The organism is Gloeobacter violaceus PCC 7421 (assembly GCF_000011385.1).
GTDB lineage: Bacteria > Cyanobacteriota > Cyanobacteriia > Gloeobacterales > Gloeobacteraceae > Gloeobacter > Gloeobacter violaceus.
In genome coordinates, this window is sequence record NC_005125.1 from 2,397,032 (window position 1) to 2,408,078 (window position 11,047).

The 11,047-nt window shown below is 57.8% G+C and carries 9 protein-coding genes; 6 read left to right on the plus strand and 3 right to left on the minus strand.

Annotated elements, in window-relative coordinates:
* Positions 1 to 24 precede the first annotated feature (24 nt).
* On the minus strand, positions 25 to 204 hold the full coding sequence (psb35, locus tag GLL_RS11585) for a photosystem II assembly protein Psb35 (RefSeq protein WP_164928969.1): 180 nt from the start codon (positions 202 to 204) through the stop codon (positions 25 to 27).
* A 136-nt stretch (positions 205 to 340) separates the two neighbouring features.
* On the opposite strand from psb35, the gene GLL_RS11590 reads away from it, so the two are divergent.
* The gene (locus GLL_RS11590; protein ID WP_011142237.1) at positions 341 to 1,084 is read left to right on the plus strand and encodes a lysophospholipid acyltransferase family protein; all 744 of its coding nucleotides are present in this window, start codon (positions 341 to 343) and stop codon (positions 1,082 to 1,084) included.
* Positions 1,078 to 1,827: an alpha/beta fold hydrolase gene (locus GLL_RS11595; RefSeq protein WP_011142238.1), complete on the plus strand. Its 750-nt coding sequence runs from the start codon at positions 1,078 to 1,080 to the stop codon at positions 1,825 to 1,827. The genes GLL_RS11590 and GLL_RS11595 overlap by 7 nt, the downstream gene beginning before the upstream one ends.
* A 23-nt stretch (positions 1,828 to 1,850) precedes the next feature.
* Here GLL_RS11595 and GLL_RS11600 read toward each other — a convergent pair whose 3' ends face one another.
* Together GLL_RS11600 and GLL_RS11605 are read right to left on the minus strand one after the other, a co-directional pair.
* Positions 1,851 to 2,471 carry a hypothetical protein gene (locus GLL_RS11600; protein WP_011142239.1) on the minus strand — a complete coding sequence of 207 codons (621 nt, stop codon included), beginning with the start codon at positions 2,469 to 2,471 and terminating at the stop codon, positions 1,851 to 1,853.
* 178 nt (positions 2,472 to 2,649) lie between these two features.
* The gene (locus GLL_RS11605) at positions 2,650 to 3,288 is read right to left on the minus strand and encodes a hypothetical protein (RefSeq protein WP_011142240.1); all 639 of its coding nucleotides are present in this window, start codon (positions 3,286 to 3,288) and stop codon (positions 2,650 to 2,652) included.
* A gap of 345 nt (positions 3,289 to 3,633) precedes the next feature.
* Between GLL_RS11605 and GLL_RS11610 the strand changes: the two genes are divergently transcribed.
* The 4 genes from GLL_RS11610 to GLL_RS11625 are packed head-to-tail and all read left to right on the plus strand — an operon-like array spanning position 3,634 to position 11,046.
* Positions 3,634 to 8,799 carry an eIF2A-related protein gene (locus tag GLL_RS11610; protein ID WP_011142241.1) on the plus strand — a complete coding sequence of 1,722 codons (5,166 nt, stop codon included), beginning with the start codon at positions 3,634 to 3,636 and terminating at the stop codon, positions 8,797 to 8,799.
* Entirely contained in the window at positions 8,796 to 9,131 is a 336-nt protein-coding gene (locus GLL_RS11615; protein WP_164928970.1) for a hypothetical protein, read from the plus strand. Before GLL_RS11610 ends, GLL_RS11615 begins: the two co-directional genes overlap by 4 nt.
* A 47-nt stretch (positions 9,132 to 9,178) precedes the next feature.
* Positions 9,179 to 10,492, plus strand: coding sequence for a radical SAM/SPASM domain-containing protein (locus GLL_RS11620; protein ID WP_011142242.1), 1,314 nt, complete (start codon positions 9,179 to 9,181; stop codon positions 10,490 to 10,492).
* Positions 10,493 to 10,548: 56 nt separating this feature from the next.
* Positions 10,549 to 11,046: a DUF427 domain-containing protein gene (locus tag GLL_RS11625; protein WP_011142243.1), complete on the plus strand. Its 498-nt coding sequence runs from the start codon at positions 10,549 to 10,551 to the stop codon at positions 11,044 to 11,046.
* Position 11,047: the final 1 nt, after the last annotated feature.

Consider the following 11,047-nt stretch of genomic DNA (forward strand, 5'->3'; position numbering starts at 1 on the left):
TCGCTCAACGTCGGTCGTCTCAAGCTAGCCGTTGCCGTCGCCGTCGCCGCTGTCGCGCAGGTTCTTGGGGGTGATCTTGTTCACCCAACCGGGGGGCTCGCTGCCTTCCCAACCTGCCGGGCGCTTCGAGCTGTACCAGGCAACCGAACCGATGGTCACGCACGCCACAAAGCCGACGGCCAGCAAAGCCCAAAAAATGACCATGATCCCTCCCGGTAAAACCACCGTTGGTGTCAATTTTAGAATAGATATGAAGAATAGATCTCCATCTACGGCATCTAACCGCCTTTTGCGGCGGTTGACTAGGATGAACGAACGTCCGCAGATCCGGTGTTTAGACATGCTCGCACTGCCCACCCTGTCCCCTGTCGATCTGGCCCAGTGGATGCTCGAAGCCTTCGGCACCCAACTGCGCGTGCGCTGCGAGCGGCCCTTGCCTGCGGGCGAAGGCTGCCTGCTGGTGGTCAGCAGCCACCGCAGTTTCTTGGACGCGCCGCTGTTGGTGCGCTCGATGGGCTCACCCGTGCGCCTGGTCTGTCACCACTACCTGGGCCAGGTACCGGTAGTCAACGAACTGGTCCGCCAGTTGGGCGGTTTTCACCTCGGTCCGGCGGGGCAGGGCTGGTCGACGCTGTTTCGCCAGGCGAGCCGCTATTTGCTGAGCGGTACCCACGTGGCCATCTTCCCGGAGGGGGCGCAGCTGATTGCCGCCCACAGTCGGCCGGGCCAGGTGGCGACCTTCAGGCGGGGTTTTGCCCATCTGGCTTTGCGCAGCGGCATCGAGCATCTGCCGATTGTGCCGGTGGCCATCGTCTCCAAGCGCGAAGCGAGCGGTCCTCTGGTACCCCTGCGGCTTCTGAGCCTCTTCGACGGCAGCGAACCGATGTTCCAGAAGGCGGGCTGGCATCCCTACGTGCTCTACGAACAGGTCGAATTGCGCGTCGGGGCGCCGCGCCGGATCCGCCCGGAGGAGGTTGCCCGCTACCGCGGCGGGGAGGCGGCTGTCGTCACCGCCGCCCTGGCGGCCGAGCTGGAAAATGCCGCGCGCGAGTTGACCCTCCCTGGAGGTCGCCACCCATGCTGAGCGAGCGGCCTTTGCTGGTCTATTTGCCGGGCCTCGACGGCACGGGCAAGCTCTTTTTTCAGCAGGAGTTCAAGCTCGCTGCCTACTGCGACGTCACTGCCCTGTCGATTCCGGTGGACGACCGCGGCGAGTGGCCCGACCTGATTGCCCGGGTAGACGAGCTGATTGCCGCTCACCCCGGCCGCCGAATCATTTTGTGCGGCGAATCCTTCGGCGGGTGCCTGGCGATGATCGCAGCCATCGAGCGGCCGGAGGCTTTCGATCGGCTGGTGCTGGTCAACCCGGCCACCTCCTGGCGGCGGCAGATCTGGCTGAACCAGGGCGCGCGCTGGCTGGCCCTGCTGCCGGCGGTGTCGCTGCAGGTCGCCGCTGTGGTGTTTCTGCCGTTTTTGAGCGCCACCAACCGCCTTACCCCGGAGGACCGCCGCACGCTGCTGGCCACGGTGCGCCTGGTCTCGCGCGACACGATTCTCCACCGCCTCGAACTGATGCAGCGATGCGACTGCGACGGACAACTGCACCGGCTTTCGATGCCGACGCTGCTGTTGGGGGGACGGATGGACCGGTTGCTGCCCTCGGTACAGGAAGTGCAGTGGCTGGCCGAGCGACTGCCCGATGCGCGCGTCGAAATCTTGCCCTACAGCGGTCACGCCGCGCTGATCGAAGAAGAACTGGATCTGGGCGCTTACTTACTCAAGTATGGCTTCGTGCAAGAACCCTACGGCCGCGAGGCGCACCCGTAGGGTCAGGTCTTTTATGTAGGTGCTTAAAACGAACCTGTGCGCGGCTGGATGAGGCGACCGTCGGGCAGCGTGCTCAGGTAATCGACCATCGAGCCCTCGCTGTCGAGGCGGCCACCGTGCCAGAAAAGCTCCATCACCGACACCGAGCGCACGTCGGCCGGCAGTGACGGCAGGCGGTTGTCGAGGTTGCGCACCGTCTCGACGGCCAGTTGGGCGGTATCGAGGGGCACCGAAGTGTACTCAGGTACGACGCGGGCGTTGTAGACGTGGCCATCGGCGCCGATCTCGTAGGCGACCACGGTGTACTCCCCGGCGCTCACCCGGTCAAAGTACAGGTCGTGGTAGCGGCGGATCTGCCAGGAGAGGCGCATGTTGAAAGCCCCGAGCGCTTCGGCATCCACCGTCGGCTCCTCGGGTCTGAACAAATCCCCCACCCGGGCGGGTAGGGCCAGGGCGCTTTGGCCCCAGCGCACCAGCTTGCCCGGGTTAAAGGTCTCGCGCAATTCGGTGGAGACGGCTTTGGCCACGGCGCGGGTCGCCTGGCACGGCGTCTGGGTCGCCAGCCAATGCCCGGCGAGCGGAGTAAGGGTCAAAGCAAGACCCAGGACCAAAAACGGTTTGAAGACGGCTGGCAGATGGTTCATTGCGAGATCCCCGGCGGTAAATCAGTGGAGAGGTGAGAGTGACTCGGGCTTTTGCGCCTGTGTTGCCAGAATACTACACGCTTCTAAAGCCGTGCCCCCCGTACGGACGGGATCCCCTCGGGTATGCAAAAGGGGCACCCCGGACGGGATGCCCCTATCAAGCCGCTCGTGTCAATCGCTACGGCTTGGGTTTAGGTTCGCCCGCTGGGCGGGTGGTGCTCTTGGGCTGCAAGTTCGGGTCGGTGTTGCTCACACCGGAGGGCGGATCGGCGATGACGGCGTCATTGGACCGACTCTGGCTCTCGGGCAGGTCGGTGGTACGCGTGACATCGACGCGATCGGAGCTTTTGCCCATGCCGGAAGAAGTCTTGTTCGACTTTTTCGTGGAGGTGTCGGGCTTCATCGGGTCCATCGAAGTGTTCGGGCGCTCAGCCGCGGGGGTCCCGGCGCTCGGGGTGGCGTCGGTGCGCGGCTCACTGGTCGGACCGCTCTTGTCGTTCATCGGGTTGGAACGCGGGTTGCCGCTGCTCGGGGTCGTGGGCTGCATCTTATTTTTGCTGTCCATCGAGCTACCGGGACGGGTCATCGGGTCCATCGAACTGCCGGGGCGCTCGGCCGCGGGGGTCCCGGCGCTCGGGGTGGCGTCGGTGCGCGGCTCGGTGCTGCGCGGGCCGCTCTCGTCGGTGGTCGGGTTAGAGCGCGGGTTGCTGGGGGTGGTCGAACTGCTACCGCCGTAGGGGGTGGTCGTCTGGGCCATGCCGGGCGCAGCCGACAGCAAAAGCCCCAGAGCAAGCAGTCCGGCGATGTGCGTCTTCATAAGGATCTCCAGTGAAGATGGAAACTACGTTCCTACCATGATCCAATTCTGACAAAATGAATACACTCCTCCTCAAGAAGGAGGTTTGCCCATAGCTGGTGCCCAACCTGCCTGTCTGGGGACAGATCCTCCCGCAGGACAGGGAGGCGCGTGATGCGATCGAGTGCTAGATGGATACTGGCCGACAAAAAAGGGCACGCGATTGCTCGGTCCAGCATAGTCTTTTCTTTTGTCTTCGCTTGCCGGTTGCGGTGGTATTGTTTATCCATCGCCAAGGTCAAGGGCGGCTCGATTGCATAAACAAGTTCGCACCTTGCTAAGGGTTTATGAAGATCGCTTTTGCTTATGCCGCAGGGAATCCGGGTTAGCCGCACCATCCGCGCCCTCACCACCGGCGAGGGCAAGCTCTGGCTATTGCTGGTCGGAGTCAATCAGTACCAGGACCGGGCTTTGCCGCCGTTGCGCTTTTGCGCCCCCGACTGCCAGGGTATCGGCGAAGCGCTGCTCGAAGCGACCCGCACTTTTCCGAACAAGCAGCTGTTGTGGCACCACGACTATGCAACCGACCTGCCGACGCGCAAGGCGGTCGACGCGAGCCTGGAGCGGCTCATCGCCGAGGCCGGCCCCCAGGACACGGTGCTGTTCTATTTCTGCGGCCACGGTGCCATCGACGCTGCAAGCAGGCAGGCGGTGCTCTGCCTGGCGGACACCCGCCTGGCGGATCTCTGCGGCAGCGGACTGACGATGCGGCGGTTGCTCGAAAGTCTGGGGCGCTGCCGGGCCGCCCAGCAGCTGGTCTGGCTCGACGCCTGCCACAGCGGCGGGCTGAGTTTGCGCAACCGGGAGCAGACCGCCGAGGCTCTGCCTGCCGGGACAATCTTGGGTATGGAGGAGTTGCTGCGCGAGCGTGCCGCCCAAAGCCGCGGCTTCTACGCGCTGCTAGCCTGTGAGCAATCCCAGCAGTCGTGGGAATTTCCAGGCCTGGGCCATGGGGTGTTCACTTACTTTTTGATCCGTGGCCTGCGCGGCGAGGCGGCCAACGCCCGCGGCCTCATTGAGATGGACGGGCTGTACCGCTACGTCTACCACCAGACGCTGCGCTACATCGACAACATCAACCAGCAGTCGCGCCTCGAAAATCTGCAGAAGCTGCGCCGCGGCGGCGAGTTGCACCCGGAGTACGCCCTGCAGGTACCCAAGCGCATTGTCGAAGGGGTAGGGGAGCTGATTTTGGGCGTGCGGCCCACCGATCCGCAGCCGCTCCACCTGCGGCGGGCTCTGGTCATCAACGGACTTGCGGGAGAGGAAGAAACACCCCTCGCCCTCAGCAAGTTACTTAGTCAGCAGGGCGGCTTCGAGGTGAAGTACTGGAACCGCCGCAGCGGGGCCGATCCGGCTCAGGTGCGCGAGATGCTCCGCTCGGGTCTTCGCCTGAACTCGACTTTGCCGACTTTTGCCTCCAGCGCCGAGACGCTGCTGATTTATTTGCGCGGGCGGCTGGAGACTAGTGCCGAGGGCGAAAGCTGGCTGGTGCTGGGCGATGGGGTGCGCGTGAGTTTGCTGTGGCTTCGCCGGCAGATGCACGGTCAGGGCGGCGGGCAGCAGCTGGTGGTGCTCGACTGTCCGGGCAGCATCGAGATTCTCGAACAATGGGTAGAAGTGCTGCGCGTCGCCCCCCAGCGCACCCAGTGCCTGATCGCCGGGGCGGCTGCCGATCCGGAGGCGTTTAGCCGAGCACTTTTGGACGCGTTGGAGGCGAGCGAGCCCCAGGGCGGTCTATCGGCGGCCAAGTGGGCCTCCCAACTACAGCAGGCGGTCGCGGGCACCGGGACAGGCTTGTTTGTGGAGCTGTCCGGGCCGCCCGGGGTGATCGAAGTATTGCCCACGAACCTGGCTGCTTCCGGCGAGGGCGTTCCCATGGACCTGGGGGTGTGCCCCTACATGGGCTTGCGCGCCTTCGGCGAGGAGGACGCCCCGTACTTCTACGGCCGCGAGACGCTTACCCAGGAATTGCTGCAGCATCTGGCGGGCGAATCGTTTCTGGCCGTGGTCGGAGCGAGCGGCTCGGGCAAGTCCTCGGTCGTCCATGCCGGGCTGGTCGCTCAACTGCGCCTGGGCAGGCAGTTACCCGGCTCCCAGAGCTGGTGGGTCCAGGGCTTCCGCCCCGGCGCCCATCCTCTCGAAGCGCTCAGTTGGCGCCTGGCGGACGCCACCGACCAGCACGAGCGGCACAGGCGGCAGCAGCAGATCGAAGGCTTGCTGCACCTGGGAGCGGACGGGCTGGTGCAGTGGCTGCGCACCCGGCCGGAGCCGATGGTGGTGCTGGTGGTCGATCAGTTCGAAGAACTTTTTACCCTCGCATCGGCTACAGACCGCCAGATATTTCTGGATGTGCTGCTGGGGGCACTTGCCTGTGCCGCCGACCGCTTCAAGCTGGTGATCACCGTGCGGGCGGATTTTATCGCCCCGTGCCTGGAGGTAGCCGCCCTCGCTCCGCTGGTCCAGGCGGCGAGCGCGCTGGTGCCCCCCTGTCTTAGCGAAGAAGAGTACCGCAGCCTCATCGTCAAGCCCGCCCACAAAGTTGGCCTTGGAGTCGAACCGGAACTGGTCGAGGTCCTACTGCAAGAACTCAACCAGTCGCCAGGCGAGTTGCCGCTGTTGGAATTTGTCCTGGAGCAACTCTGGGAAAAGCGCCAGAACAGTCAGCTCACCCTTAGCGCTTACCAGCAGGAAATCGGTGGCCTCAAAGGCGCCCTGGAGACCAAAGCCCAGGCGATCTACGGCGCGCTCGGGCCCGAGGGCCAGGCTTGCGCGCGTTGGATTTTCCTGTCGCTCACCCAACTGGGAGAAGGTACCGAGGATACCCGCAGGCGAATTCTCCGCTCCGAGCTGGTCGTGGCCAGATACCCCGAACAACTGGTCTCCCAGACACTGCAGGCTCTCACGGCAGCAAAGCTGGTGGTGGTGGGTCTCAGCGAGAGCACCCCCGCCGGGCGCAGCCGCGGAAGCGCTCCGGCCGCCGAACCCGAGCCGCTCGACGCGTTCAAGCAGCAGGTGACGGTGGAGGTGGCCCACGAAGTACTCATCCGCTACTGGTCGACACTGCGTTGGTGGCTCGAAGAAAACCGGGCGCGCCTCAGGCTTCAGCGGCAGATTGAGCAGGCTGCGGCCCTGTGGAAGCAAAGGGACCAACAGCCGGACTTTTTGCTGCGCGGTGTGCGCCTCGCGGAGGCCGAAGAAATCTACACCCATCACAGCGACGAGTTGTCGCACGAAGTTCAGGCTTTTATAGAAGCTTGCCTCGAGGAGAAGCACAAACAGAAACAGCAGGAGAAAAACCAACTGCGTCGGGCTCAAATGGTCGCGCTGGTAATGGTCGTGCTTGGGATCACTGCTTCAAGTTTTGCAGCCCTAGCGTACTGGCAAACGCAGAAATCACAGCTAAGTGAAATTGCAGCTCTCAATGCTTCCGCAGAGGGTTATCTGGCCTCTCACCGTGAACTCGAATCTTTGATCGCAAGCATCAAAGCTGAAAAACTACTTCAAAAAACCATCGGAGCCAATGAGGAACTCAGAGTTCAGACAGAAAGCACGCTGCAAGGAATTTTGGGAAATATCTCTGAATTCAATCGACTGGTAGGCCACAAAAGTTGGATCAGTAGTATTGCCCATAGCCCGGATGGCAAAGCAATCGCATCGGCAAGTGCTGACAAGACCGTTAAAATTTGGAATAGCAATGGTACTAGCTTCAAAACGCTATTCACAGATACCAGCGATGTGAGGGCTGTTAGCTACAGTCCAGACGGAAGGCTTATCGCAACAGGCAACCTGAATGGAGGTTTAAACCTTTGGCTTGCAGAAGGGAAGTGGTTGAGGTTTATTCCAGCACATGTTCAGAGAATCACCGGTTTATCCTTTAGCCCCGACGGACAGAAAATTGTTACTTCAAGCTACGATGGCACAATCAAAGTCTGGCGAATTAATGGAAAACTTATCAAAACATTAACTGGTCACAATGACAAAGTTATTGATGTAGCATTCAGCCCCGATGGCAAATGGATTGCCTCGGCATCGGCAGATAAAACCGTCAAAGTATGGCGTGATGACGGAATACTCTCTAAAACCCTCAAGGGTCACACTGAGCAGATAGAAAGCGTAACATTCAGTCCCAACAGTCAAATGATTGCGACTGCTAGTGTGGATAAAACAGTAAAACTCTGGCAACTAAATGGAGTTTTAATTCGCACAGTCAGAGGACATACCGATGGCGTGTATGATGTGGTGTTTAGTCAAGACGGACAAACCTTTGCCACTGGAAGTAGCGATCGAACTATCATGCTGTGGCATGTAGATGGGACACTGATAAGAACCTTGAGGGGCCATAGTGCCTCCGTGAACAGTCTAAGCTTTGGTCGCAGCGACAGAACCCTAGTGACAGGCGGTGATGACTCGAATTTGAGAATATGGAAACTGTCCAATTTTAATACATCATTTCAGGCATTTGAGAACCCAGTCAGAAGTATTGCGCTTGGCCCCCAAGAGCAGTTTCTCATTGCAGGAGGGAGTGATGGAACTATCAAAATATGGGGAAATAATGGAAGACAGATTTCCACACTCCGAGGGCATATCCGTACAGTCCACGATATTAGCATCAGCCCAGACAAGAAAATGATTGCCTCGGCAGGCTGGGATAAAACTATCAAGCTTTGGCACACAAGCGGAGAGTTGATTCAGACACTGCGAGAGCATTCTAGACCTGTATTTAGTGTCGCCATTAGCCCTAATGGTCAATATCTAGTCTCAGCTGGAGCTGATAAAAATATTATTGTGTGGAAAGCTGACGGTACAAAGCTTCGAGTTCTAAAAGGTCATTCTAGTGAAGTCAATAGAGTGTTTTTCACTGCCAGCGGGCAAGAAATAATTTCTGGGGGAGCAGACGGAAAACTTATTCTTTGGAACATTGATGGTTCCAAAAAAAGAACGATCGAAGATCGCGGCAATAGCCTTAGAAGTTTAAGTATAAGCCCGGATGGTAGAATAATTGCTGTCGGTAGCGTTGATGGCCATTTCAAGTTGTGGCACAAAGATGGAAGATTGCTTTGGCAAACTGTAGCCCACGAAACTGAGATACGCAGTATTGCGTATTCACCAGATGGAGCGTTGATCGCTACGGCCGCTGGCAATGATATCAAGCTTTGGAAGCCAAACGGTACACTTTTCCGTATTCTCAAAAGCAGAGCGGAAGCTGTGAACAGCGTACTGTTTAGCAGCAACAGCAAAATTATTTATGCCTCCGATGAAAAAGGTCAGATTATAACTTTTTCAAACTGGGAAAGCCGACCCGATATATTAATTGAAAGAGGCTGTGAATGGTTGACCAACTATCTTCACAGCCAGCGAATTGCTGCCAAAGGCGACGAACGACTGTGCAAAGACTCTGTTGCAAAGCAGGCAGCGCAAAGCAACCCACGTTTTGCAAGCACAACCTTTAGGAGCAGCGCAGAATCATGAAAGAGCGCGAAGCGGAACTAAGACGACGAGTAAATGAAATCGAGACGCTTACGCGAGCGGTTGGTGATGCAGATGCCTACGACAAGAATGTCGAAGAAAAACTTGAAAAGATTGCAGTCCTTCTTCGACAGGAAGATATGGACACTTACACAATTTTTGACCTGGCACCTGTGCTCAATTGCAGAGCGAAAGATGCAGTTGAAACAGATTGTAGTACGAAGGCGCGCGAACCAGAATGCAGACCTAAGCATCAGGATCAACAACCTCCTGCATGCCGCGCAAAAAATGGATCAGAAATAGATCGCTGCACTGCCAAAGACAATTCTCAGTAGACTTGATTGGTTACTAATTTTCTGGCTCCCAAGGAAGCTAACCAGCGATGCAGCCTTCTCCATTCAATGTTTCTATCCGTCGCGGAGATAAGCACTATATATTCAACACTTTTAGTGGAAAACTTCTTCAAATTAGCCACAAAGATAGCGAGGCGCTTGACCAATATTGTAATGGGATCGAGGCTCAAATTTCTCCCGAGCTTCTTTTGAAGCTTGTCGTCTATCGAATGTTAGTTGCAGATGGCGAAGAAGAATACGCTCTCCTGCAGAAGCGGTATCAGTCGAGCCAGCAAAATCCTCGCCACTATGCTGCAACAATAGTCACCAGCCTTGGGTGCAATTTCGACTGTCCTTACTGCTACGAAGCCAAGTCTCCTTCCATTTTAACCAAGGAAACTCAGATCGCCTTTTTGCAATTACTTGATGAAAAGCTTCCGACTCTTAATAGCTTTAGCGTCACTTGGTTCGGCGGTGAGCCTTTGCTTGGGAAAAATGCCCTGCTCGCGTTGTCTGATCAGTTTATACATCGCTGTGAATCCGCCAATGTTGACTATAGTGCTACCCTAATTACCAATGGTTATTTACTGGATGAAAAGACCTGCTTGCAGTTGAGAGAACGAAATGTTTATCGAGCACAGGTGGGGTTAGACGGCCCCCCTGAAATTCACAATCGTATGCGCCCGCTTGCGAGTGGTAGTGGTAGCGGTACGTTTGATCGGATCATTGAGAACCTGCGGCATGCAGTTGAGTATTTGAAAATCAGTATTCGTGTGAACATTGACCGCCACAACTTTGCTCGTGCTGAAGACCTGCTCAAGATTTTGGAAGCCAACGGATTAAGCGGCAAGCTCATGGTTTACTTGGGCCGACTCGTTTCCATTGATGATGGTATTCCTACCCCTTCTGCCGCGTATCACTCCTGTTGTTTGACCAATCAGGAATTTGCGCAGATTGAGTCAGCATTTATGGACACCGCCAGACGTTACAAATTCGCAGAATCCTGGTTGCCTAAATCCGTTGGTACACCCTGCACAGCAGTTCGCACAAACGAGATAGTTCTCGGCAGCAAAGGCGAACTTTACAAGTGTTGGGATTCAGTTGGAAATCCCCTGGAAGTTATTGGGCACATTAGTGATTACAACAATTGCAACACCAGGCTGCAAAAATGGCTGAAGTACAATCCCTTTACCGACGCCGAATGTAGAAGTTGTTTTGCACTGCCTGTCTGTATGGGAGGGTGCGCACATTATGCAATGAACCCCAGTCATTATGATAACCGCTGTGACACTTTCCGGTACAATCACCGCGAGCGGATCCTGGCTTACATCGAAGCGCAGGAGCAAAAAGCGGCGTCCGGCTGAGAATAATGCTGGCTTCTCACGTTACGATGCAACCATGTCTCGTGGGGCGGCAAATAATGGTGTATCCGCAGCGCGTTGAACCGAAACAAGGCCAGGAGTCTGTCTGGGACTATCCCCGGCCGCCCCGGCTGGAGCCCGTCGCCAAGCGGTTGCGTGCCATCCTTTGTGGCGAGACGATCGCCGATACCACCCATGGCTACCGGGTGCTGGAGACCAGCCATCCGCCGGTCTACTACCTGCCTCCCGAAGATGTCCGCATGGAATTTCTCATCCGCACTCCCCGCTCGTCATTTTGCGAATTTAAAGGGGTGGCCACCTACTGGACGGTCAAGGCGGGCTTCAAAACTGCCGAGGATGCGGCCTGGGGCTACGAGAATCCGACGCCCGAATTTATGCCCATGAAGGGCTATCTGGCGTTCTATGCCAACCGCATGGACGAGTGCTACGTGGGCGACCAGAAGGTGACACCCCAGCCGGGCGGCTTCTACGGCGGCTGGATCACCAGCGACATCGTCGGTCCCTTTAAGGGCGGCGCCGGCACCTGGGGCTGGTAGG